The 24622-nt window shown below is 40.9% G+C and carries 20 protein-coding genes; 2 read left to right on the forward strand and 18 right to left on the reverse strand.

Features of this window, described 5'->3' with window-relative positions:
- Positions 1 to 13: 13 nt before the first annotated feature.
- The 13 genes from H9W84_RS03480 to hemB all read right to left on the reverse strand — a co-directional run bounded on the left by H9W84_RS03480 (position 14) and on the right by hemB (position 14187).
- Positions 14 to 1048, reverse strand: a complete 1035-nt coding sequence (locus H9W84_RS03480) for a hypothetical protein (RefSeq protein WP_239741680.1) — start codon at positions 1046 to 1048, stop codon at positions 14 to 16.
- Positions 1017 to 1652: a hypothetical protein gene (locus H9W84_RS03485; RefSeq protein ID WP_239741682.1), complete on the reverse strand. Its 636-nt coding sequence runs from the start codon at positions 1650 to 1652 to the stop codon at positions 1017 to 1019. The genes H9W84_RS03480 and H9W84_RS03485 overlap by 32 nt, the downstream gene beginning before the upstream one ends.
- Positions 1653 to 2014: 362 nt before the next feature.
- Positions 2015 to 2950: a phage/plasmid replication protein, II/X family gene (locus tag H9W84_RS03490; RefSeq protein WP_239741684.1), complete on the reverse strand. Its 936-nt coding sequence runs from the start codon at positions 2948 to 2950 to the stop codon at positions 2015 to 2017.
- Positions 2951 to 3085: 135 nt separating this feature from the next.
- Positions 3086 to 3340: a helix-turn-helix transcriptional regulator gene (locus H9W84_RS03495; protein ID WP_239741686.1), complete on the reverse strand. Its 255-nt coding sequence runs from the start codon at positions 3338 to 3340 to the stop codon at positions 3086 to 3088.
- A gap of 293 nt (positions 3341 to 3633) precedes the next feature.
- Positions 3634 to 4905, reverse strand: a complete 1272-nt coding sequence (locus tag H9W84_RS03500; RefSeq protein WP_239741688.1) for a tyrosine-type recombinase/integrase — start codon at positions 4903 to 4905, stop codon at positions 3634 to 3636.
- A 320-nt stretch (positions 4906 to 5225) separates the two neighbouring features.
- Positions 5226 to 5732, reverse strand: a complete 507-nt coding sequence (locus H9W84_RS03505) for a BLUF domain-containing protein (protein WP_158523498.1) — start codon at positions 5730 to 5732, stop codon at positions 5226 to 5228.
- A gap of 268 nt (positions 5733 to 6000) precedes the next feature.
- Positions 6001 to 6897 carry an acetylglutamate kinase gene (gene argB / locus H9W84_RS03510; protein WP_239741691.1) on the reverse strand — a complete coding sequence of 299 codons (897 nt, stop codon included), beginning with the start codon at positions 6895 to 6897 and terminating at the stop codon, positions 6001 to 6003.
- Between the two features lie 61 nt (positions 6898 to 6958).
- Positions 6959 to 8527, reverse strand: a complete 1569-nt coding sequence (locus H9W84_RS03515) for a phosphomannomutase/phosphoglucomutase (RefSeq protein WP_239741693.1) — start codon at positions 8525 to 8527, stop codon at positions 6959 to 6961.
- Positions 8528 to 8637: 110 nt separating this feature from the next.
- On the reverse strand, positions 8638 to 9102 hold the full coding sequence (dut, locus tag H9W84_RS03520; protein ID WP_239741695.1) for a dUTP diphosphatase: 465 nt from the start codon (positions 9100 to 9102) through the stop codon (positions 8638 to 8640).
- Between the two features lie 194 nt (positions 9103 to 9296).
- Positions 9297 to 9866 carry a porin family protein gene (locus H9W84_RS03525; RefSeq protein ID WP_099833662.1) on the reverse strand — a complete coding sequence of 190 codons (570 nt, stop codon included), beginning with the start codon at positions 9864 to 9866 and terminating at the stop codon, positions 9297 to 9299.
- A 399-nt stretch (positions 9867 to 10265) separates the two neighbouring features.
- Positions 10266 to 12305 carry a UvrD-helicase domain-containing protein gene (locus tag H9W84_RS03530; RefSeq protein WP_239741697.1) on the reverse strand — a complete coding sequence of 680 codons (2040 nt, stop codon included), beginning with the start codon at positions 12303 to 12305 and terminating at the stop codon, positions 10266 to 10268.
- Between the two features lie 207 nt (positions 12306 to 12512).
- Complete coding sequence (locus tag H9W84_RS03535) at positions 12513 to 12725, reverse strand: hypothetical protein (RefSeq protein WP_239741699.1); 213 nt, start codon at positions 12723 to 12725, stop codon at positions 12513 to 12515.
- Positions 12726 to 13182: 457 nt separating this feature from the next.
- On the reverse strand, positions 13183 to 14187 hold the full coding sequence (hemB, locus tag H9W84_RS03540) for a porphobilinogen synthase (RefSeq protein ID WP_239741701.1): 1005 nt from the start codon (positions 14185 to 14187) through the stop codon (positions 13183 to 13185).
- 150 nt (positions 14188 to 14337) lie between these two features.
- Here hemB and H9W84_RS03545 point away from each other — a divergent pair, with 150 nt between their 5' ends.
- The gene (locus H9W84_RS03545; protein ID WP_239741703.1) at positions 14338 to 14946 is read left to right on the forward strand and encodes a thioesterase family protein; all 609 of its coding nucleotides are present in this window, start codon (positions 14338 to 14340) and stop codon (positions 14944 to 14946) included.
- 91 nt (positions 14947 to 15037) lie between these two features.
- On the opposite strand, the gene H9W84_RS03550 is transcribed toward H9W84_RS03545, so the two are convergent.
- The 3 genes from H9W84_RS03550 to H9W84_RS03560 all read right to left on the reverse strand — a co-directional run bounded on the left by H9W84_RS03550 (position 15038) and on the right by H9W84_RS03560 (position 21370).
- The gene (locus H9W84_RS03550) at positions 15038 to 16630 is read right to left on the reverse strand and encodes an efflux transporter outer membrane subunit (protein ID WP_239741705.1); all 1593 of its coding nucleotides are present in this window, start codon (positions 16628 to 16630) and stop codon (positions 15038 to 15040) included.
- A 76-nt stretch (positions 16631 to 16706) separates the two neighbouring features.
- Positions 16707 to 19970, reverse strand: a complete 3264-nt coding sequence (locus H9W84_RS03555) for an efflux RND transporter permease subunit (RefSeq protein ID WP_239741707.1) — start codon at positions 19968 to 19970, stop codon at positions 16707 to 16709.
- A gap of 14 nt (positions 19971 to 19984) precedes the next feature.
- On the reverse strand, positions 19985 to 21370 hold the full coding sequence (locus H9W84_RS03560; protein WP_239741708.1) for an efflux RND transporter periplasmic adaptor subunit: 1386 nt from the start codon (positions 21368 to 21370) through the stop codon (positions 19985 to 19987).
- Between the two features lie 287 nt (positions 21371 to 21657).
- Between H9W84_RS03560 and H9W84_RS03565 the strand changes: the two genes are divergently transcribed.
- Positions 21658 to 22236: a TetR/AcrR family transcriptional regulator gene (locus tag H9W84_RS03565; protein ID WP_239741710.1), complete on the forward strand. Its 579-nt coding sequence runs from the start codon at positions 21658 to 21660 to the stop codon at positions 22234 to 22236.
- A 14-nt stretch (positions 22237 to 22250) separates the two neighbouring features.
- On the opposite strand, the gene H9W84_RS03570 is transcribed toward H9W84_RS03565, so the two are convergent.
- A complete protein-coding gene (locus H9W84_RS03570; protein WP_239741712.1) occupies positions 22251 to 23231 on the reverse strand; it encodes an alpha/beta fold hydrolase in 981 nt (326 codons plus the stop codon).
- A 57-nt stretch (positions 23232 to 23288) separates the two neighbouring features.
- Positions 23289 to 24209 (reverse strand): polyprenyl synthetase family protein, encoded by a 921-nt coding sequence (locus H9W84_RS03575; RefSeq protein WP_239743617.1) that lies wholly within the window; start codon positions 24207 to 24209, stop codon positions 23289 to 23291.
- Between the last annotated feature and the right edge of the window lie 413 nt (positions 24210 to 24622).

Consider the following 24622-nt stretch of genomic DNA (forward strand, 5'->3'; position numbering starts at 1 on the left):
GAGTTAGCTAAAGCTATTGATTATATGTGATAGGAATTTTTATTTCCCTTAATTCATTATTGACTAATCTTAATAAAGTATATTCTAAAGTATTTCCTTTTTTTAATTCTGATTCCTTCGCTATATAAAAATCATTGTCTGATTTTATATCAATATTATTAATTTTTATTATTACATCGCCTACTAACATATTAGCGTTATATGCCCTGCCATCTTGAAAAATCGTTTTTATATACATTCCTGTATTTCTTTGATATAGAGTCCTTTTATCTAAAGGAATTTCACTAATTTCCAAACCTGATGATTCACCTAAGTTGTTGTAATTATATTTACTTAAAAATACAGCGTTATAGTGATAAATATAATCCAAATTATTGGGGTCTTCTCCTGAGTTCATAGCATTTTCTGAAACCCCTTGTTTTTCAATTACTACTATACTTGCGCCTATTTCTCTTGCTTTTTTTTCAAAAGCCTGCTCGGGTAAATCTCTATCAAAGAACGTACTATAACCCAACGCAATATAACTCTTAGCTTTTAAATTTAAATAAGTTTGCTCATTATCATAATATATAATCTCAACTTTTTGATTTGGTTTAAGTGACTCAATTCCTTTTTTAATCTTTTGAAAATCTTTTGTATTTTCTGATGTGGCATAAGGTTTGTAATACTTAGATATATTGTCGGAACTATATCTATATATACTATCAGTTGCAATGGCATCTCTTGAGTTTATATTAGCTTGTTTTTTTATTTTATTATAGTTGTCAGTAATAGCCTTGCAGGTATTAGAGGCTAATTTTTCATATTCTTTTACTGTCGTAGTAGCTTTTGAACAATACAAATTATCTAAATTTATGCCCCTTAACGAATTAGATAACCCTATAAATCCTTTCCCATCGTTAAGCACATAAGTAATACTGTTTGTTTGTGGATAATTAATAGCTAAAGCTTTGATAGTCAAACTTAATCCTAATGAAGCAATTCCAATTTTCAAGCCTTTCATACCTTCTGTAACCTCAATACTGTCTTTTAATAGGATTAATTTCAATTTTATTTTCAGTCGTTACTAAACATCTTACTGCTAAATTATTTGTCTTTTGACCTTGAACGGAATAAGGCAAAATAATCTCTATGTTTCCAATAGGTGCTTTTCTCATAGTCATTCCATCTGTCTCAAATGAAACGGGGTAATCTAACGATTTCCTAAGTTTATCTTGGCAAGTTTTAATATATTGAGACGGTTTACCAAGTACGTCTGTTTGAGCTTTTACAGGTTTATCATTCTGTAGCTCTTTTTGACTAACATAAAATCTCTCACGATTAATACAATCAACAATAAATATTGCTTCTTTTCTTACTCTGCTTTTTTGTTCAGATAATATTACGCTTTCAGGAGCATCACATTTAGGATTGCCTTTAATTTTTTCTACTGCTTGGGGCATCATTTGATTTATCCTTTCTACCCATTTACTACCCCACTGTTTGTAAACTTTTGGTGTTTCTTCTTTTGAATATGGAACTATTATCAACTCATTATTTGTTTGTTGACTATTAGTGTTTTCTAAATGACTCGATTCAGATGAATTACTATCACAACCTATAATTAAAAAGGGAATGATAAGAATACTCAGTCCAATTAAATTAAATTTCATACTTTCCCCAAATTATAAATATTAAAAAATAAGTCTATATATGTTTACTTTGTTTAACAATTATATCCTGCAACCCTTGATTTTACTAGGTTTATGTCAGCTAATATTCTGAAAATGCTTAATTTATCTAGCATTATATTGTTACATAATTTTACATTTACAATTTAAATCTAGTATGTTGAAAACATTTCTTTTCAAGCTTGACTCATATTGTTAGGTAAGAAACGCAATATAGGTATCCATTTAAAATATCGAGCAACTGTTTAAAGCTTTCCATTTAACTGTATTTAAATAAAAAAAGCTAAGTAATGCCTTAGCACCACCTAGCCTTTATAATCAAAAATAACCCTGTTTTATAAGCATTACGCTATATTATCTAACTCAATGCCATACAATCTAATCATATCTCTTTTCATTCGTTTAATTGAACTAGATTTATAGCAGTCTATCAACGTTCCTGATTTATAACATGATAGAAATTTTAAATAGTTTTTAGGCAATTCTAACTCACATACTGGCTTTGGCAAATTAAGTCTTGCATAATCTTTACCTAGAATATACTGGATTGTTTCATCATCCCAATCATAACCATGTTGTAATCTAAGTTCATTTAACTCTATAGGTTTTAATCGTATTTCTAACCGTACCATTCTATCTGCTAAAGCCTTCAATTCTTCTGTTAAACAAGCTTGATAGTGTTTGTTGGCTACGATTTCCTTGCCTTTATGATAGTATTTAATTTCTTTTCTATCACTACCTAAACCAAAATAAACGGTATTTCTCTTGATGTACTTTTGGCGTTTTGGATAACTACCATTTAGCTTGATACGTTCTAAATAAGTTAAAGCTTGCTCTTTTGTATTAAATAAAATTCCTCTGTTAATATCAATCAAATATATTTTAAAACATCCTTCCAATATAGCTTCTAATTGTTCTTCTGTAGGATTGATGTCATAGGATTCTGATAGTTTTACAACAACGTCATGCACTAACTTATTTATATTTGTTGAGCCTATTATATTCTGCCCATTTAACCATTTACCAAAGTTATTTTGTATTATCAATTTATTATCTGCTACAGATTTAATCTCTAAATGCGTATTAAAACTGCCTACTTTCATTTTCTTATAAGATAGAGTAGGGTTGTCATAATCATTTTTAGCACAATAAGCGATTAATCCATCGTTTATGCTATCCCTATTATGATTAACATTCACTTCTACTTTTAACCAATCTACTGCATATAAGTTCTTGTCCTCGTTGATAGTTGTTTGGTTTTCAATTAAATTTTTAGTCATATATATTTTACTTCCTTCTTTTTGTTAAAGTTTATTTTCTTCAATAATTTATCTAAGTTATTAATTTTAATTTCTCATCTAAACCTCCTAATTTTTCTACAATGTAACCATTACTATAAACACATAAATATCAAATTAACTGATAATCATAGGTTGATTGTTTATCCAAGCTTTTACATCTGCATTATTAAACAATAAAATGCCATTTCTTTTTTGAGGTTTTGGGAAGCTATCATTCTTCCACCATCTGCGTAAAGTTTGATGATGAATACCTAAGCGTTTTGATAAGGGCACTACTCTAATAAAACCTTCAGTTGGAAGCGTATCAAGTAATAAATCTGTGAATAGTTTCTTCTGCGTCTCAATATTTTTGCTAAATTCTACAATCATAAAAATCTCCTCTTTTAAATTGTTTTAAATGGCGTGTCTTGCTAGACGAAAAAATTATAGGTCATTGGAGTGAATGAGTATAGTTCAAAGTTTTGTATAAAGTTTTGTCTAAAGTTTTGTTAAAGTTTCTCGAATAAGATATTGATTTGCAATAGATTAAAGAAAAATTTAGTAAAGCCTTTAACAAGAAAATATGATTTTTTAGTGGTGATTTTTTGTAAACTTTGTTTTTTAAAAAAAATTATTTTTAATCGAGTGAATACATATCATTAATTGGGTTATAAACTATTAATTTAGGAGCAGTAAGTTTTATTAATCTCTTTTATTTTATCTAAATACTTCCCCCAGTCATTCATCATCTCTGTCCTTTGTTCTAACATCTCCATTCTGCTATACGCTCTACCGTAACGATTAAGCATTGCATGACCTAATTGCAATTCTGTTATAAGTTCATCATAGCCTAATACCTCCATTAACAAAGTTTTAGCAGTTGAACGAAAGCCATGAGGGGTATGTAATCTTAAATAGCCTTCACCTTCATTCATGAGCTTACTGTTCATTAACTTATTAACTCGTTGGGTGTCAGTATAAGGTTCAAGCTTTCTTTTAGGATGATAAAAAACATATTCCTCATTACCTGTTTTCTCTTTCATTTCCTCCAAAATAGCTATTGCTTGTGGTGCTAAAGGTGTAACCATATCAATCATATCATCACGCCTGCCAGCCTTTTGCGGTCTAAATTCCCAGCGTTTATTATCAAAATCTATATCTTTCCATTTCATAGAACAAACATCACCAATCCTTACGAAAGTTAAAGCCAATAACTGTAAAATTTCTTTTAAATAATCTTCAGTGGCTGGCAAGTTATCTATATCTATTAACAGTTTTGCAAAATCATTAGAATTAGTAATAGCATAATGATGTTGTGTTTTATGGGGTCTTAACGTACCTTCAAGATTAGTGGCTGGATTATATTCAATGACTCGATGAATTAAAGCTATTTGTAATATTGATTTTAAAACGCCTTTAATGGCTAATCCTTTGTAAGGTGTTGTTTTCTGAAGTTCAGTGATAAATTCTATAACTGTGGCTGGCTTGATATCGGTAACTCGCATTTTCCCTAAATGCTTTTCAATCGGTGCCAAGTTATCACGCTGTTTTCTATAGGTATCAGGTGCTAGATTTTTGCCTTTTTGAATATCTTTCCATTCTTCAATAAAAAACTGCAAAGTATTTTTACGGTCTGTTATTTGTTTTTGTTTTTGGTTTTGTCTGTTTTCGAGTGGGTCAATATTTTTTGCCAATAAAGCAAGATTGTCATTGTATAGCTGTCTAGCTTGCTCAAGCGTTAAAGCTGGATAACTACCTAATGTCATATAAGGTCGATTGCCAGTTATTGGATGCGTATAACGATGTCTAAAATCGGCTTTCTTTTTGCCTGTATCACTGACACGAACATTAACTTCTAAGCCACTATATCCAGCTATAGGGTAAGCAGTGGTTTTAGTAGTTTCTCTAATAGTTTTATCAAGCTGAGTAACAGTCTTAATAGCTTGCTTTTTCATTTAATCATCCCATATTATGTAGCCAATTTTATAGCCAAAAAGTGGCTACAAAACTGATAATTTCATGCTAAAACTAGATAAAGGATGATAATAATAATAAAGCTGAACCCTTGTCAAATCAAAGATTCAGCTTTTATAAGATTTTATTAGGTTTTATCAAAACATGGCTTATCGGTTTGCCATGCTTATTTTAATCAACCTATTGTTATCAATAGGTTTTTTATTTTTGTGGATGACAATAATACCGTTTTAACTTCCTGATTATCATAAAGCGTGATAGCTAACTTAATCTCCCGATTTAGTAGATTTGAGATTAGCCACTAACCTTGAAACGGCAGGGTGAAATTTCGGATACGCATAAAGCGTTTACTAAACAGTGATTTGATAGGTTTTTGCGGCGTGATGTAAGTGATTCTTTGCTCTGACATGATATCAATCAGCTTAACGACTTCTTGCATGTCCCAACTATAGACATCAAATGATTCTATAAAAGCATGGTGTTTAAAGAGATAAGAATGCTTGGATAAATCAAAACAACCCATAAACCAGTTGTCAAATATGGTATTTGAAATATAGCCTTGACCAATGATTTTGATATGGGTGTGGCGATCATCTTGTTTTAACGCATGAAGTAAGTTTGCACACGCTAACTCATCGCCTTCATAATACTGAAAAAACTTACCCGCATCATACAACAAAAAACCGGTGATACCAGAGCGAGTATTATTTTTAATAGATTGGTTCAGAATGTGGGTAAAGGTATGTTGATTTAACGCTGCAGTCAGCGTTATCTCACTACAATAAGCCATAAAGTATTTTTGCGACATCTCAATATTCCTTGGTAAGTGGTACGTGAATATCAACTCCAAATAATTGCTACTATCGCCTAGAGCCGTTTGCAACATTATATAAATTTGCAAATTAAAATAGCCATAATAGTCAATATTAGAAAAAATACCAATTACATTTGTGTTGTAATTCTAAAATCTATCCTATATTTGACCTATATCATGAGCGAAAAAAAACCGCTTAAATCAGCGGTTTATTGACGCAAAAACGACTTAGAAATAATCCAGAAGTAACGAAAAAGTTACTTCAAGGATGGCGGCTGATGAGGGTGCCAACGCCTTTATCGGTAAAGACCTCTAGCAGGGTTGCATGCGGGACACGACCATCGACAATCACCGCACTTTTTACCCCGTTTTTTACTGCTTCTAGCGCATAGCTGATTTTTGGAATCATGCCGCCAGAGATAGTACCATCGGCAATCATCTCATCCACCTTGCTAGGGGTAAGCCCAGTGGCAACATTGCCTTCTTTATCAAGCACCCCTTTGATGTTGGTGAGTAAAATCAGTTTTTCCGCGAGCATGAACTCAGCGACTTTCCCCGCCACTACATCAGCATTGATATTGTAAGTATTGCCTTCATCATCCACGCCAAGCGGTGCAATGACAGGAATAAAGTTAGAGGCAATCATCAAACCAATTACATCGCGATTGATGCTGACCACATCACCCACAAATCCCAAGTCAATTTGTTGTTGGTTGCCTTGCTCATCTGTTTTGGTCATGGGTAATTTTTTAGCGCGAATGAGACTGGCATCTTTACCGGTTAAGCCAATAGCACGACCACCGTGTTTGTTGATGAGATTGACGATAGATTTGTTGACGCTACCACCAAGTACCATTTCCACCACATCCATGGTGGCTTTGTCGGTCACTCGCATGCCATCAATACGGTCAGAGCTGCGCCCCAATTCTTTAAGCAAGTTATCGACTTGTGGACCGCCGCCATGGACGACCACAGGATGAATGCCTACGGTTTTTAACATGACGATATCTCTGGCAAAAGAACTCTCTAATATCGGATCAGTCATGGCATTGCCGCCGTATTTGACTACCATTACTTTACCTTCAAAACGTTGGATGTAGGGTAGTGCTTCGGTCAATACGTCAGCGGTATGCATGGCTTGCTCAAGATCTAATGCCATTTCAAATCCTTATATAATTTTGCTAGAGACGTTTTTTAAAATGCGATTTTACAAGCGGTGTTTATACAGGCTGAATTTGTGCGACTTGTTCGGCAAGGTTGTCATCAATCGTACGACATAAGTCAACAAAAATAGATTGAATATGCCGCAGCTCGGCGACGTCATTGGCAGAAAAACGCACGGTCAAAAAACTGCCCGTATTTGACTTGCGTAAAATACCAAATCCCTCCGCAAAATCCAAGCGTAACCCATCAATCGTATTGACATTTTTGACCGCAAATGAGGATTTTAACCGTTTAAACGGCTTTTTCCCCAGTGCCGTGATACGAGCAATCACGGTTTGACCATAATGGTTATCCGCAATAGGTAAATACATATCCGCCGTACTAATGCAAGTGGGCAAACTCGCTAGGATATCGTTAAGGCTGATAGGTTGATGGCTTAACCAATTGAGCAAGCGGGCAGCCGCATACATGGCGTCGTCATGTAGCACAAAATAGCCATCGTTAAAAATAAAATGCCCTGATAACTCACCTGCAAAAATCGCGTTGTCTGATTTGTTTTGTAACGACTTTCGCATCAAGCTACTGCCAGTTTTGGTCATCATTGGGGTGGCGCCATGCGAAGTGATGAGATTGGGTACATGATGCGAGCATTTTACATCAAAAATGACTTTTTTATCAGTTGATGTATGCGCACTGGGCAATTCTTCAATGGCAATGCGAGAGAGTAGATAAAGCAAATTGTCAGGGCTAATCATCTGACCCTGTGCATCAATTACCATCACCCGATCGCCATCACCATCAAAAGCCAAGCCGATATCTGAGCCTGTAGCTTTGACTGTTTGAGCTAACTGTGTCAAGCGATTGGACTGCGTTGGGTCTGGGTTACCTTGGGGGAAATTGCCATCGGGGCAGGCGTTTAGCATGATGCAACAATAGCCAAGCTGGCTAAATAAAGTTTGGGCAAAGTCACTGGTCGCACCATGCATACAGTCGATGACAATTTGCTGGGGTGCATGAAAATAGGTGGTTTGAGTGAGTTTAGCTTGATTAATGTGAGTAAAAGCCTGCTCGATAGCCTGGATATAAGTTGCAAAAAAATCCTTGGGCGTTTTATAAGTAGTTTGCCTGATGGCATCAATGAGCCTGTCATCAGGCACGATGGCTTTGTAGCCAATTAAAGCCTCATAAAGCCGCTGCACATCATCACCGCTTGGCGACTCATGATTGATAAGCCATTTAATGCCATTGATATGTTTTTGCGAATGGCTGGCGGTGACCATCAGCCCATTACCCGAAAATTGCTGTGCCATAAATGCCATCATCGGCGTAGTTGTCAATCCCAACCACTGAACCACTAGACCTGCTTGCTGGCAAGCATACGCCATATATTTGGCAATTTCTTGGCTTTGGTGGCGAGCATCGTAGCCGATGACAACCGTAGGTTTGTTTGCCGCTAACGTTGGCGTTGTTGCTGTCGTTTGGTGAGCATATAAAAAAAGCTTGGCAAATGCCCTTGCCAATGACCAGACAAAATCATCGGTAAATAAGGTGACATCACCCCGAATATCGTAAGCTTTAAAAAGAGATTTTTGTGGGAGGAAAGGATGAATAAACAGAGTATTCATAAAAAAACATCTAACTGATTTTATACCACCAGAATCATAGCATTGAAATTTGGCAAAATAATCAAATACTCTGTTATAAATTGTTAAAAAAAATGAGAAAACAGTAACAATTAATGAGTACCTGTAGAACCAAAACCGCCTTCACCGCGTACGCTGATATCAGAAAACTCCGCTACAATTTCAAAAGTCGGACGTGCAATCGGCACCACCAAGTACTGCGCCATTTTTTCGCCAGGTTGTAACACATAATCGGTTTGACTACGGTTCCAGATAGAGACCATTAATTCGCCTTGGTAATCCGCATCAATCACACCCGTCAAATTACCGAGGACGATACCATGCTTATGCCCTAGCCCTGAGCGCGGCATGATAAACCCGACATAATCAGGGTCTTGAATATAAATGGCAAGTCCTGTACCAATCAACTGGCTTTCACCAGCTTTTAGAGTGATAGGCTCATCGATACAAGCGCGCAAATCTATGCCCGCCGAGCCGTCTGTTGCGCGATGAGGTAGGGGAAATTTATCATCATTACCAATTTTGGGGTTTAAAATCTTGACTTGTACTTGCTTCATGCTCACCAACTTATCTTAAATTTATAAAAAGATGTATAAAAACCACTCTATTATAAACCTAATTGGCACCATATTGAGCGAATACCAAAGTAAGTTTTCTTAACCAAAAAGAAGAAACCAAAAAAAGAGCAGCCATAAGCTACTCTTTTGTATTGATATCCAGTATTCATCTATTAATTCAATTAGCAATTCAATTAGAATTTATAGTGAGCACCGACAGTGACTAAGTCTGTATCAACTGAAACATTATTTGTTACGTCAACTGAAGGCAGACGCGTATATTCAGCTTCTACAGATGCATTTGGTGAAAGGTTATAACCTAAGCCGACACCACCTGCTACACCCGACTTGTCATATTTATCATCACCAAAATCAACTTGGGTTTGCGCAATACCTAGTTTACCTTTGGCATAAACATTCGATGCTGGGAATTGGTATTTATAAGTGCCATATAAACCTGCCGTGTTAGTGCTAATTTCACCTACTTTCGTACCGCGATATTTTAAATCTTCTTTTGAAGAATCTACATATTCAACTTCCGCACCAAAGTTAGGGGTAAAGTTATAACCTGCATACACACCATAAGCGGTTTGGTTGTCAGTATCAAGACGGTCAACATCAGTATTAAATTGACCCGCTTTAACACCTACATAGGGTTGACCTGCGTAACCCACAGTATTGGTTTGATAAAGGGCAGCGTTTGCACCTGCAGTCACAACTGTACCTGCAATTAAGGCTAAAAGGGTTTTATTTAAAGTTTTCATCGTCTTCTCCTTTAGAAGTTTTTTGAAAAGCATCATAACAAGCCATGTAAAATTATTAGTTAAGTTAATTTGAATCTTTGGAATTCAAATATTGCCCTGCTTGTTTTGTTAAAGCCATCATAGCAAAATAAATTTAGATTACTGTCTGTGTTTAACAGGTCGGACGTTAAGTTATGAAATGAAATTTGCCAAAAAGGTAACTAAGCTACTTATTTGAAATTTTTTGTTACATCTCCTGTCAAGCATCCTATTTCTAAGAAATATTTAGTTACATTTACTTGGATGCTTGGGTCAAATATTTGTCATACGGGCTGTTTTTGCATAAAAAAAGGACTTAAAGTCACCTTTTTTGCCCTTTCCTCTACGCCCTTTCTTTTATGCCGTTTTTTTATCAATTAATTATTTGGCGGCTTTGCTTTTGAGTAACGCTTGAATATTGGCCAAATAATCATCTGCGGTTTTTTTGGGTTGGTGCGCTGCCGCTGATTTTTTCATGCCAGGGGCATCGATATGTTCTGCCGGCAGTTCGTCGATAAATCGGCTAGGGGTGGTGGTTTTCATTTGCCCGCCTGCACGGCGCTGTGCAGCCATCGTCATGGTCAGCTCTTTACGGGCACGGGTAATCCCCACGTACATCAAACGTCGTTCTTCCTCGATGGATTCAGCAATAATGGAGTTTTTATGCGGTAATAGTTCTTCTTCAAGTCCCATGATATAGACATAATCAAACTCAAGCCCTTTAGCGGCGTGTAGCGTCATCAGATTGACTTTATTGGTATTTTCCTCTTCCTGCTGCTGCTCTAGCATATCAAGTAACACAAGCTTACGAATGACCGCATCGATAGTGCGATCATCGTCATCATCCGCGCGGTTAATCAGGTTTTGGATACTGGCGTAAAGGGTTTCGATATTATCAATACGAATTTTTTCTTGCTGTGGGGTTTTTGCTTCGCTTCGTACCAAATCAATATAGCCAGTTTCATCAATCATTTGCTTGACCAGCGGCACAGGGTCGGGATGCTGGTATAGCTCTTGGGTATAACGCTCGATAAAATCAGCAAATTCTTTAAGCTCGCCACTGGCTTTTTTGGGTAATACATGCGTCAGTCCACTATGACCACTTGCCATCAAGAGCGAGACTTGGTGTTCTTGGGCAAATAATCCGAGCTTTTCAAGGCTGGCAGGTCCAAGCCCACGTTTTGGGGTATTGATAATGCGTAAAAAGGCACTGTCATCTTCAGGATTTAGAATCAAGCGCAAATAGCTCATGATGTCTTTGATTTCACTACGGGCAAAGAACGACGTGCCGCCCGATAACTTATAAGGAATTTGCAGCTGACGTAGCTGAGCTTCTAACATACGCGCCTGAAAGTTACTACGATACAGTACCGCATAATCTTGCCATTCATTGGCATTGCGAAGTTTGTGGGTGATGATTTCTTTGGCAACGCGCTCTGCTTCATCATCATCGTTACGACAATTGATGATGCGAATCAGCTCGCCATGCCCTTTATCTGACCATAATTTTTTTTCAAATAAATGCTCATTATGGGTAATCACTGAGTTGGCAGCGTGCAAAATACGCGACGTAGAGCGATAGTTTTGCTCAAGCTTAACCACTTTTAATTTGGGAAAATCCTCTTGCAGCAGTGCCATGTTTTCAGGTTTTGCCCCACGCCATGCATAGATGGATTGGTCATCATCACCCACCACCGTAAATCGCGGCTGCACGCCCACTAGCAGTTTAATCAATTCATATTGCGCGGTATTGGTGTCTTGGTATTCATCTACCAGTAGATAGCGTATGCGATTTTGCCATTTGTCACGTACTTGGCTATTTTCTTGCAACAGCCGTGTCGGCATTACAATTAAGTCATCAAAATCCACCGCATTGTAGGCACGTAGGTTACGCTCATAGAGTTGATACAGCGTTGCAAATAGCATATCTTCAGGGTCAGTCAACGTATCCGCTGCCTTTTCAGGGGGGATGAGGTCGTTTTTCCAATCGGATATCATTTTGATAGCTTTACCAACCAATTCGCGGCTCTCAGCACCGCTCATGTTGTCACGTACCATCAAATCCATCAACAGCCGCTTGCTATCTTCGGCATCCATGATGGAAAAATTGCCTTTAAGCGGCGTATGCAATAACTCGTAACGTAAAAACTGCAAGCCAAATTGGTGAAACGTCGAGACAGTTAAACCTTTGGTTTTGTCACTTGGCAATAATTTTTGCACACGGGCTTTCATCTCGCGAGCCGCTTTGTTGGTAAAGGTGACCGCGGTGATACGCTCAGCGGGCATTTGGCACTCTTCAATCAGATAAGCGATTTTACGGGTAATCACAGATGTTTTACCCGAACCTGCACCTGCCAATACCAGCAAGGGTCCAGAGACATATTGCATGGCTTCTTGTTGGCGAGGGTTTAATTGGCTCATAGTCGCTTCCACCGTTAATAAAAGTTGCTCAGTAAAAAATGGACAATCGACTATTATAGTCTAAAGCGCAAAAGATAAGGGCATAGTTGACGGTAAAATTTTAAGAATTAATCCGTGCAATAATCCATAAGCCGGTGGTCGTCAATGACTGCCATAAAAAAAAGATGCGGCATCGCATCTTCTGTTAATTAAATTGATAACAATATATTAATTATGGGTAGACAATACCACCTGTTGGCTCGGCTGATTTAAGGTACTAACAACCGCATCAGTCGGACTTATCGATGGCTGAGTATCCGTTGTCAAATCGCTTGACAGTTTAAAGCTGAGTGCCAAAAATGACATCATAGCCACTGCCATCATGGCGTTTTTGAGTGGGCTATTAGAAATTGAACTACTAGAAATTGGTTCATTACTCATCATCTTATCCTCGATTAATCAGCTAGCAGATACCACTCTCGTCTTTTATTTGTTATTAACCCCATTATCTGCTTATTTTTTTCAAAAATTTAATGCCAAAAAGTAATCAATTATTACAAAACGCTAAAAATGACGCCAAAAAAGGCTCGTATAAAATTAGTAAGCTTAGTGAATACGGGTAAATAGATAAATAAGAATTAGTATTTTTGCTTTAGCTTCTTTACTTTCACTTATTGTGCATGAAATTGATTGATTAACTAAGTTTATATTTAGTAAATAAATGGATAAAAAAATAATAAAAGTTAGCAGATTTGTTATTCTGTATGACATTAGGTAACTTTTTATCAAACTCGTTAGCGTACTCGCTGGTTTTAAGTTAACGAGTGTAACATCACAAAAAAGGCGACACTGATGTAAAAACCAGTGTCGCCTTTAGTTTTAAACAAGTTTTATAACATTATTGATTGAGCTTTTGGGCGGCTGCCATTGCAAAATAAGTTAAGATACCGTCGGCACCTGCACGGCGAAACCCTAACAGCGATTCCAAAATAACGTCCTCGCTTAACCAGCCGTTTTGTATCGCTGCCATGTGCATGGCATATTCACCTGATACTTGATACGCATAAGTCGGTACACCAAACGTGTCTTTGACTTCGCGTACCAAATCAAGATAAGGCTGACCCGGTTTGACCATCACCATATCAGCGCCTTCTTGGATGTCGAGGGCGACTTCATGCAGAGCTTCGGCGCGATTACCAAAATCCATTTGGTATTGTTTTTTGTGTCCGCCTTTAAGGTTGCCTGCGCTGCCGACTGCATCCCGAAACGGTCCATAATACGCAGACGCGTATTTGGCAGAATACGCCATAATGGCGGTATTAATAAAATTTTCTCCATCTAATGCTTGACGAAGCGCGGCAATACGACCATCCATCATATCGCTTGGTGAGATGATGTCTGCGCCTGCACGGGCATGGCTCAGGGCTTGTTTGGCGAGGATGTCAACGGTGATGTCATTGAGCACGTAGCCATTGTCGTCGACAATACCGTCTTGACCATGGGTGGTATAGGGGTCGAGCGCCACATCAGTCATCACCACCATTTCAGGTAAGGCATCTTTAATTGCTTTGATAGCAGTGCAGGCAAGACCGTTCTCATCATAGGCGTGTTCAGCCTGTAGCGATTTGAGGCTTGGGCTAATGACAGGGAATAAATCAATGGTGGTGACACCTAGACTGAGTAGTTGCTTGGCATACTCGATTAGCAAGTCCACGCTCAAACGCTCAACGCCTGGCATGCTCGCCACAGCTTGGCGCTGCTGTTTACCCTCAATGATAAACACGGGCGCAATCAGATGCTTGGGTTCAATGCTAGTTTCTTGCACCATGGCACGGATATTGTCGTTGTAACGTAGGCGACGTAAGCGAGTATTGGGGAATGAACGGTTAAAAATATAACTCATGAAGACCTCTTGTTATCGAGTGACACTTATTATCAAATAACGTTATCAAGTAACGCAGAAATTGTATAAGGCTAAATAAGCAAAATTTGCTAGAATGATAATTTTTTAAAAAGCTATCTTACCACAATCTACTTACGCATGGAGGGCGCCGTGAGTTTAAACCCTGTAAATGCCAATCAATTAGCCGCTCAGTCATCGACTGACAGCACTAACATGACTGACATGACGTCTAAAGAAAATGACGAGCATTCTGATTTGGCAAACGAGTCGCAACTGCAGCTCAATGAAGACAGTGAGCATCATGCTATCAGCAAACCTAGTATTGATGTGCTAGGGCAGCAGCTCGCCAGCATCATGTCCCAAAGCCCATTTGTGGCGCATACCTTTACTACCTATCATTATGAAGATGGCAAAGTATATGGCAAGGTCAAGTCCAATCCCGACCTCATCGGCAATCCAAATTTTGAGATTTTGCATGGCGGTATGACGGCGACGCTATTAGATACCATAGGTGGGCTTGAAGGCATGCTGGAAATCTATCGTCGTGACCAAGGCACGTTTGAAGAGCAGACCAAAAAAATCAAACGCATGGCAACCGTCGATTTGCGTGTTGATTATCTAGCCCCTGGGCGCGGTCATGAGTTTATGGTCACAGCCGAAGTAATTCGTATGGGGCGCAAAGGCTGCACCACGCGGATGATGTTGGTCAATGATGAAGGAAAACCCATCGCGCATGGCATCGCCAGTTATGCATTTTAAAACCGCCATTTATAGTAAAAAACCCACAGTGATGTGGGTTTTTTACTATAACAGCTTATACCTAATCTAAGAAGGCGTGAGCTCTAATGTATTAGGGTTGGACGGTGGTTGTAGTGGTCGTTGTTGAGGTCGTTTTAGTAGTCACTTGGGCAGGCTGATGGGCTACATCAGTAATTTTTTGCTGGGCATTATTGGCAACCTGTGACAACTTGGTGCTGAAATTCGTATGTTTTTCTGTGGGTTTGTCAAGTGGCACATCGCGACTCACCCCACCACCTAAAACTTGGTAAAGCTGAATTTGACTGAGCAATTGCGACTGCTTGGTATTTAGAATACTTTGTTGGCTGCTATAAATCGAACGCTGTGCATCTAATACGCCCAAATAATTGTCCAGACCTGCCTTGAAGCGGGCTTGAACAATTTGATAGTATTTTTGGTTAGCAGCGAGCGACTGGTTGTACGCGGTCAACTGCTGATTTAACGTTGCGCGATTGGCAAATACGTCATTGACTTCTTTAAAAGCGGTTTGAATCGCTTTTTCATAAGTATTTAGCGCTTGTTGTTGCTCGATTTCACTCACTTGGTAGTTGGCCTTACGTAGACCTGCATCAAAAATCGGCAAGCTCACGCTCGGTCCAAAACCCCAGCTAAATGCGCCTGTTTTAAACAAATCGCCTAAGCTTGAGCTGGCAGCACCCACATTGCCCGATAGGCTAATGGTTGGATAAAACGCAGCGCGCGCGGCGTTAATATTTGCGCCTGCGGCTTTTAAGTTATATTCCGCTTGACGCAAATCAGGACGATACAATAACAAATCACTGGGTAAGCCCGTGCCAAAAATACGATTATTGGTGATGCTACTAATGCCCGCTGCAGGTAGTAGACTATTATCCACAGGGGCGCCTACTAGGTAGCGCAGGGCATTTTGGTTGGTCAACAAATTGGTTTGTGCTTGGGCGATAGACACTTTGGCGGCTTCAACTGCAGCTTGGGCTTGTACGGTACTTAGCTGCGAATCAAGACCTGCTTTAAAACGCAGCTGGTTAATGCGAAGTGAATCCTGGCGCGTGGCTAAGGTTTGTTTGGCAAGTTGCAGTTGTGCCAGACTATAGCTGTATGCCACATAGCTTTGCGCAATGTTACTAATCAAGCTAATTTGCGCGGCATCTTTGGCAGCAGTGGTGGCAAGATAATTTTGTAAGGCGGCATCTTTGAGGCTCGCAATACGTCCCCAAAAGTCAAACTCGTAACTTGACATTGCCAGACCGACATTGTAAGTACTACTAGGATTCGCATCTCTTGAGTTTGTCGCACCGTAAGAATATGAGCCAGAACTATTGATAGTGGGCACATCGGCGATGTCTTGGATTTGGTACTGTGCGCGGGCTTTTTGAATCGCCAAAATCGTGGCACTGATGTCTTTGTTGTTGTCTAACCCCAATTGAATCAGTTGTTTTAGCTTGGCATCACTATAAAAGTCCTGCCAACGCTGAGACGCGATGCTCGGCTGATTGGTGCCGCTGACGGTCTGACTGTCGTAGGTTTCATAAGGCTGATTAATTGCGATATGCGGCTGCGCCACGACAGGCTCAGTTTTGGCTTTTGGAATCGTTTGACAAGCGCTGAGCGATAGTAGAGTAGCTACTATAGCGGTCAGGGGTACTAGGCGAAAGGTAGAATCCATATAACTTACCTGTATAAACATAATGTGTTTGTTATTGTAAAAGATTAAATGGGTAAAATGTTTACCCATTTATGTCTTATTGATGGTTGGATTGTGAACTGTCATCAGGCTTGTAGATACTCACCTGCGTGGGCTGAGTGACAGCGACAGGTTCAGCAGGATTAGGCGAGTAAGGTGATACGGGTTGTAAGTCACCATCATTACCATCATTGGGGTCATGCGGTTTGCTACCTTTAATCAGTGAGCGTATCCACACATAGAACACTGGGATAAAGAATACCCCTAGGATAGTTGCACTGACCACGCCGCCTAACACACTCGTACCAATCGCATTTTGGCTACCTGAGCCTGCGCCCGTTGCCAAGAATAAGGGCACCACACCAACACCAAACGACAATGATGTCATAATAATCGGGCGTAATCGTTGGCGAGCAGCGACCGTAACCGAATCATATAGATTATGTCCCAAATCTTGTCGTTCTTTGGCAAATTCAATAATCAAAATCGCATTTTTGGCTGATAAACCGACAACGGTCAGCAGACCCACTTGCAAATAAATATCGTTTGAAAGGCCGCGTAAACCGGTAAACAGTGCAGCACCCAATACCCCAAGTGGCACAACAAGTAGCACTGCAAAGGGAATTGACCAGCTTTCATACAGCGCGGCTAAACATAAGAACACCACGAAAATCGAAATCGCGTACAGCATCGGTGCTTGAGCGCCAGATTTTTTCTCTTCTAAGGATAAACCTGTCCATTCATAACTGATGCCTTTTGGCAGTTTGGCAATCATTTGCTCCATTGCTGCCATCGCTTGACCGGTACTAAATCCCGGCGCTGCGTTACCTTGTAAGTTCATCGATGACAAGCTGTTATAACGCGTAAGGGTCGGCGAGCCATACTGCCATTCACCGGTAGCAAATGAGCTAAACGGAACCATCTGATTGTCACTGTTACGTACATACCATTTGTTGATATCCTCTGGGGTGGTACGGCTCTCAGCTTCACCTTGCATATAGACTTTTTTGATACGACCACGATCCATAAAGTCATTGACGTAGCTACTACCCCAAGCGGTACTAAGAACACTGTTAATCACGCTCGGTGCGACACCCATAGCCGCAGCAGCATCATAATTGACGTTGACTTTGTATTGGGGTGAATCTTCTTGTCCATTTGGACGCACACCCGTGACTTGTTTATTTTGCGCCGCCATGCCCAGTAGCATGTTACGGGCTTGCAGCAAGCCTTCATGACCTAAGTTGCCGGAGTCTTGTAGCTGCAGATCAAAACCGGTTGCCGTACCCAAACCTTGAATAGCAGGCGGTGAAATGGCATATACTTGGGCTTCATTGATTTGGGTCATAAAATAACCCATGGCACGTTTGGCAATCGATTGCGCGGTATTTTCTTTACCCGGGCGCTCATCCCAATCTTTTAAGCGCACAAATGCCAATCCCATGTTTTGCCCTTGACCGGCAAAACTAAAGCCATTGACCATAAATACAGATTCTACAAGGTCTTTTTCTTGGGTTTTATAATAGGCGTTGACCTTTTCCATAACCGCTTGCGTTTGATTTTGGGTACTACCGGCAGGCAGTTGCACCAATGTAAACAGCACACCTTGGTCTTCTTCGGGAATAAACGAACTTGGAATACGGGTAAATAAGAACACCAATGCCGCAATCACCAAGGCATAAGGAATCATATACAGCCAGCGCATTTTGATACTGCGACCCACGAAGCTTTCATAGCCTTTACTAAGACGCATAAACATACGGTTAAATGCGCCAAAGAAACCGGTCTGATGCCCGCTGTGTTTGTCATGGGCTTTAGTGCGTTTGAGGATAGTCACACATAGGGCAGGGGTGAAAATCAAGGCAACTAGGGCGGATAGTACCATACTGCTGATAAGCGTCACTGAGAACTGGCGATAAATCACCCCGGTTGAGCCGCCAAAGAATGCCATCGGTAAAAATACCGCCGACAAAACCAAGGAAATACCAATGACCACTTTACTGATTTCGCGCATCGATTCACGGGTGGCTTCCAGTGGCGTCATGTCTGGATTTTCTTCCAGCAAACGCTCAACGTTTTCGACCACGACAATCGCGTCATCGACTAACAGACCGATGGATAACACCATGGCAAACAGCGTCAACACATTGATGCTATAGCCAAATGCGTACAAAATACCAAACGTACCCAGTATTACCACAGGTACTGCCAACGTAGGAATAATCGTTGCGCGCCAGCTTTGTAAAAACAAGAACATCACTAAGAATACCAGTGCAATCGCTTCAACAAGGGTTCTGACCACTTCCTCAATCGACAAACGTACAAATGGCGTGGTGTCATAAGCAACCGAGGCTTTTAAGCCCGCAGGAAAATTAGGTTCAAGCTCTTTAAGTTTGGCTTCTACGGCATCACGTGTGCTTAAAGCATTGGCGCCAGATGACAGTGAGATACCGATACCTGCCGCATCCTTGCCATTGTAGCGGGCAATTTGGCTGTAGCTTTCACTACCAATTTCCACTTTGGCGACATCACCCAAGCGAATTTGCGCGCCATTTGTGTTACTTTTAAGCAAAATATTGCGAAATTGCTCTGGGGTTTGTAAGTAACTCTGCACAGTCACTGTCGCATTAATGACTTGACGGGCTTCGTCAGTGGGTGTTTGTCCTAGCTGACCGGCTGATACTTGCGCGTTTTGCGCTTGAATTGCGCTGGTGATATCCGAGGGTATTAAGCCATAGGTACGAAGTTTTTCAGGGTCTAACCAAATACGCATGGCATACGCAGAGCCAAACACATTGACGTTACCTACACCCTCGACACGGCTGAGCTGGTCAACCACGTTGGAGTTGAGATAATCGGCAATATCGGCACGATCCATACTGCCATCTTCAGATGTCATCGCCAGTACCATCAAGAAGCCACTCGTGGACTTATCGACGTTGACCCCCATGCGCTGCACCATCTCTGGCAGCGAACTCATGGCAGATTGCAGTTTGTTTTGGACTTGGACTTGTGCTGTATCGGGATCTGTCCCATTCTCAAAGGTCAAGGTAATTTGTGCAGCGCCACTTGATGATGAACTTGAGGACATATACATCAATCCATCAAGCCCTTTCATTTTTTGTTCAATCACCTGCGTGACGGAGTCTTCAATGGTTTGGGCAGCGGCACCTGGATAAGTTGCTGAGATACTAATGGTAGGTGGGGCAATACGTGGATACTGCTCAATCGGTAATTTAAAAATTGCTAAGATACCCATCAGCATGATGAGCATGGCAATCACCCAAGCAAAGATGGGTCTATCAATAAAAAAGCGTGACATGATATCTCCCGTGCTTATGGTTGCGCAGTTTTGGCGGTAGTTGAGCTATTTGTTACGGTCGTTTTGGTAGTCTTCGTGGTAGAAGCATTGGTCGGTACCGCGGTTGAGGCTGGCTGCGACGCCACATATGGCATGGCTTTGACTTGCTGATCTGGTTTGACTTTGGCGCCGCCAACCATCACCACTTGCTCACCTTGTTTTAGACCGCTAGTGACAATCCATTGACCTTGATGGGTACCTTGAACCGTAACTGGGCGTACTTGGATTTTATTATTAGCGTCAACCACATACACGGTTGATTCACCTTTGGCTGTACGATTAATGGCACTTTGTGGCAATAATACGGCATTATTGATAATACCTTGAATCAACTGGGCATTCACCATCATCCCGGGCAACAGCACAAAGTTATCATTGCTAAATACCGCGCGTAGATTGACCGTGCCTGTGGTACTATCCACTTTAGCTTCTTCAAAGCGAAGTTGCCCTACCATCGGGTAGGTTGAGCCATCAGCGAGCTTTAACTGAACCTGTGCGGTACGTGGTGTGCTAAGTTTACCAGCCGCAAACTGCTGACGAAGCGCCAATAACTCGGCAGATGATTGACTGATATCGACATAAATTGGATTAAGCTGCGAGACGGTTACCATCTGTGTCGTGCCCGCGGTGGCAAGCGCACCGACATTGACATTTGAGCGACTGGTGATACCACTAATAGGCGCTTTAACCACGGTACGGCTCATCGTGAGCTGGTTGCTATTCACTGATTGTTGTGCGCCGCGAGCCGCTGCTTGGGCGGCATCAATATTGGCTTGTGCCACCCCGACTTGCGCCTGCGCATTTTTAACCGCTGCTTGAGCGGTACGCACGGCGGTCACCCCTTGGTCATATTCTTGACTTGAGATAGCCTCAGTACCACGTAGCTGTTTTAGACGGTTTAAATTGGTTTGAGCCAGCGCCAGTTCGGCTTGGCGGGTTTCTAGCACCGCTAAGGCATTATTATAGTTGGCTTTTGCGGTATTGACACTGGCAAGGCTTTGGTCAAGGCTTGCGCGACTACCGGCAAGTACACTGGTGTAGCTATCGGTATTGATTTGATATAACGGCTGATTTTGTTTGACAAAAGTGCCTTCACGAAACAACTGGCGGTCAATAATACCTGACACTTGCGGCGTAACGGTGGCTTGTTGATAGGCGACAACTTTACCTGATAAATCTTTGGTAAGTGGAATCGTCTGGAATGTTACAGGTTGTACATTAACTATCGTGGGTGGCATTTGCGCCTGTGCACCTGCTGCACCGCCGCCACTTTGTTGCTGGGCTGCTGTGTCTGACTTATTACACCCGACTAATAAGCTACAACTCGCTAATGACACCATGAACAACACTGGGTATCTCATACCAACCTCATAAAAAGTAGGGGATTTTAAAAAAAATATTATAAAATAAATGCGACATTTTTGTCGCAATATTTACGATAAGATACAAAACTTTAGGATAACTAAAAGATAGCTAAATTACTACCAGTTATCGGCAGCGGTTATTTTAAAAAAAAATCTCCAATTGGGAAACCGACAATATTAAACAAAGTAAGTGTTTAAGCAACAATTATTAAATATTTGTATCGATAAAAATTTTAAAATTTCAAAGCCATTGATAGATTTTTTTAATAAGGAAGCATTTCCCCATGACTTTAAGTCGTAACAAGTCACCTGATTTACGTGTTGTCAAAACCCATAAAGCCATCCGTGAAGCCTTTATTATATTGTTGTCCGAGCAGGAGTACAACGATATCGCTATCCAAGCAATTTTGGAGCGTGCCAAAGTCAATCGTGCTACTTTTTATAAATATTACAGTGGGAAAGGTGATTTGGCAGGGCAGATGATTGATGATTTCAAGCAGGAAGTCAGCCAGCTATTTCAAGACAGGCTCAATGCCGATAGTCAAATGCTACAAATGATTATGGAAAATCATTCACAAAAACTGTTTGAACGCCGTCAACAGATGCTTGCCCTGTGGAAAATCCGTACCCAACACCACAATTTTTATCATGATATGTTTTTGATGGGTAAACAAAACTTTATTGAACTGGCTAAAAAACAAAAGGCGACAGATTATTTAACGGCGGAGGCGATTGATTACCAAGCCACCATGATGGCAACTATCTTGATGTCAAGTTTTAAATACTATTTTGAAAAAGATTTGCCAATCCCAGCCGATTTAAAGGTTGAATGGGAGCAAATGCTTATCATCACAATGAGTTAATTTTCGCATCACAATCAATTGATTGGCGCATTGTAACTAAAATGCGCGATAAACTGGCTTGCCAGTTGTTCTGTCAGCGCAAGTGGCATGTCGTGACCAAGCTCATCAATGAGTATCAAGTGACTGTGCGCAATATGCTTGGCAAGCGAATAGGCATGACTAAATGGAATGAGTTTGTCCTGTTTGCCATGAATGATGAGGGTGGGCTGGTGGATTTGTTTGTCAATATCGACCAGTGACCCCGTCGCCAAAATCGCCAGTAACTGCCGCTGCGTACCTTTTGGGTAAAAACGCCGTTTAAACAGTTTTTTAGCTTTGCTCAATGCCGCTTGTTCATCAAAGTAATCGGGGCTGGCGATGGTTTTGATGGTCTGCACGAACTGCTGGGTCAATGCGTCAGCATCTTGGCTTTTGGGTAGTGGCTGGGTAAAGGCCTTGATCGCTTCAATGGCGGGTGGGCGCGAAAAGGGTCGATTGTTACTGGTGGATAATAGTCCCAATTTTTCTACTTGGTGGGGATAACGCACCGCCATGATTTGCGCAATCATACCGCCCATCGATTGACCAATCACAAAGTATTTTTTGATGCCCAACATTTTGAGCAGTTGATAGGCATCTTCTGCCATGTCGTACAAATCATACGGTGTTTGCAGGTTTTTAAGCGGTAAACCCAGTCCAAATCTGCCCAGCAATTTGGCTTTATAAATGGGTGAATCATGAGCGGGAGTCAGTTTTTTGTGCTTAAGTTTGCTGGATTTGCCTATGTCGCGATTGTCAAATCGCACGACCCGAAATCCAGCAGTGATTAGCGCATAGCAGAATTCATTGGGCCATACCAAGCTTTGCGCGCCTAGACCCATGATCAGTACAATGGCAGGGTGAGTAGGGTCGCCACCGACTTCCACATAGAATTTATACTTTGGGGTGCGCACCTTAGCCGCTTGCATAAAATCCGCGTGTTTGGAAGGCTTAAATTTGATTGGGTGGTCAGTCATGGCAAATTTGGGATTTTTCGCCTCAATTTAGCAAAGGTTTATGAATGATTAATGACGTTAATATAACCTTTGGCTGGCAAGCGTCATCAAATCGAGTAAACCTTGGCGATATTTTGAATCTGGTAAGGTCAGCACGGCTTGTCTAGCAATTTCGCTTTCTTGCATCGCTTTGTCACGGCAATACGCCAGAGCACCACTGTTTTTGACTATCTCAATAATTTCGTGGGTATCTTTTACTTCACCCGTCTGAATGGCAATCCGCAATTTTTCATGCGTAGCGCCCGTGGTCATTTCAAGCGCTTTAATCAGCGGCAAGGTTGGCTTGCCTTCAGCGATATCATCACCCACGTTTTTGCCGAGCACCTCACTATCGCCGACAAAATCGAGCACGTCATCAATGATTTGAAAGGCATTACCAAAGTGCTGACCAAATTTGGCGAAGGCGTCATTGTATTCAGGGCGATTTTCCAAAATAGCCACACCTTGACTTGCCATCATAAATAGCCGAGAGGTTTTACCGTCAATGATTTTCATATAATCAGCTTCGGTGGCTTTGGGGTCATGCTGATGTTGTAGCTGCAATACTTCCCCTTCAGCGATATCACAGGTGCCATCTGAGAATAACTGCAATAACGGCAATGAGCCAAAACCCACCAAAAGATTAAATGAACGGGCAATCAGATAGTCACCGACCAGTACAGCCGTTGCATTATCCCACGTTGCATTCGCGGTCGGCTTACCGCGGCGCATACCTGACGCATCAATCACATCGTCATGTACTAACGTTGCGGTATGCAGCATCTCAGTGATTGCGCCCAAATGCATGGCAGCTTGTGATGGCTGATCGTTACAAATGCGTGAGCAAAGCAGCGAAATCAGCGGACGCATACGCTTACCGCCTGCGTTGATGACATGCTGACTCACCGACATGACCAGTTTGACTTTTGAGCTTAGACTGCCATACACCTGCTTATCCATAATCTCGAAATCGTCAGCGATAATAGATTGAATCTGCTGATAGGTGACAGGCGTGCTGTTACTGTCTTTGGTAACCGCATTGATAGCAGTGGATGTAGGATTTAATTGTTGATTGTCTAGCATAGGTTGGCTCAAAGCTCGGAGTGAAAATTCGTGAAATTTGGCTTGTGGTGAAAGTCGGCAAAATCATACCATACTGCCGTTTTTTGTGTAAGTTATAGCTGTGTATTTTTATTGGCGACTTGTATTACTGCGCGGGCACTGCGTTGAGAAACGCGCAATAATTTATTAGCCAAAATTGCACCCGCATCCGTGAAGTTTTACTTGATTTTAAACACTAAAAACGTTAAAATCGCGACCTTATATTTCCCTGTGTATCCGTCGTAGAAGTGTTATCGCCCTTGGTAGCCACG

It is taken from the genome of Moraxella tetraodonis, assembly GCF_022359095.1.
GTDB classification, from domain to species: Bacteria; Pseudomonadota; Gammaproteobacteria; order Pseudomonadales; family Moraxellaceae; genus Faucicola; species Faucicola tetraodonis.

What these genes read in the sequence shown, in the direction of transcription:
- H9W84_RS03485 (WP_239741682.1), bottom strand. Translation starts at nt 1,652, where the DNA reads ATGAAATTTAATTTAATTGGACTGAGTATTCTTATCATTCCCTTTTTA.
- H9W84_RS03490 (WP_239741684.1), bottom strand. Translation starts at nt 2,950, where the DNA reads ATGACTAAAAATTTAATTGAAAACCAAACAACTATCAACGAGGACAAG.
- H9W84_RS03495 (WP_239741686.1), bottom strand. Translation starts at nt 3,340, where the DNA reads ATGATTGTAGAATTTAGCAAAAATATTGAGACGCAGAAGAAACTATTC.
- H9W84_RS03500 (WP_239741688.1), bottom strand. Translation starts at nt 4,905, where the DNA reads ATGAAAAAGCAAGCTATTAAGACTGTTACTCAGCTTGATAAAACTATT.
- H9W84_RS03505 (WP_158523498.1), bottom strand. Translation starts at nt 5,732, where the DNA reads ATGTCGCAAAAATACTTTATGGCTTATTGTAGTGAGATAACGCTGACT.
- argB (WP_239741691.1), bottom strand. Translation starts at nt 6,897, where the DNA reads ATGGCATTAGATCTTGAGCAAGCCATGCATACCGCTGACGTATTGACC.
- H9W84_RS03515 (WP_239741693.1), bottom strand. Translation starts at nt 8,527, where the DNA reads ATGAATACTCTGTTTATTCATCCTTTCCTCCCACAAAAATCTCTTTTT.
- dut (WP_239741695.1), bottom strand. Translation starts at nt 9,102, where the DNA reads ATGAAGCAAGTACAAGTCAAGATTTTAAACCCCAAAATTGGTAATGAT.
- H9W84_RS03525 (WP_099833662.1), bottom strand. Translation starts at nt 9,866, where the DNA reads ATGAAAACTTTAAATAAAACCCTTTTAGCCTTAATTGCAGGTACAGTT.
- H9W84_RS03530 (WP_239741697.1), bottom strand. Translation starts at nt 12,305, where the DNA reads ATGAGCCAATTAAACCCTCGCCAACAAGAAGCCATGCAATATGTCTCT.
- H9W84_RS03535 (WP_239741699.1), bottom strand. Translation starts at nt 12,725, where the DNA reads ATGAGTAATGAACCAATTTCTAGTAGTTCAATTTCTAATAGCCCACTC.
- hemB (WP_239741701.1), bottom strand. Translation starts at nt 14,187, where the DNA reads ATGAGTTATATTTTTAACCGTTCATTCCCCAATACTCGCTTACGTCGC.
- H9W84_RS03550 (WP_239741705.1), bottom strand. Translation starts at nt 16,630, where the DNA reads ATGGATTCTACCTTTCGCCTAGTACCCCTGACCGCTATAGTAGCTACT.
- H9W84_RS03555 (WP_239741707.1), bottom strand. Translation starts at nt 19,970, where the DNA reads ATGTCACGCTTTTTTATTGATAGACCCATCTTTGCTTGGGTGATTGCC.
- H9W84_RS03560 (WP_239741708.1), bottom strand. Translation starts at nt 21,370, where the DNA reads ATGAGATACCCAGTGTTGTTCATGGTGTCATTAGCGAGTTGTAGCTTA.
- H9W84_RS03565 (WP_239741710.1), top strand. Translation starts at nt 21,658, where the DNA reads ATGACTTTAAGTCGTAACAAGTCACCTGATTTACGTGTTGTCAAAACC.
- H9W84_RS03570 (WP_239741712.1), bottom strand. Translation starts at nt 23,231, where the DNA reads ATGACTGACCACCCAATCAAATTTAAGCCTTCCAAACACGCGGATTTT.
- H9W84_RS03575 (WP_239743617.1), bottom strand. Translation starts at nt 24,209, where the DNA reads ATGGATAAGCAGGTGTATGGCAGTCTAAGCTCAAAAGTCAAACTGGTC.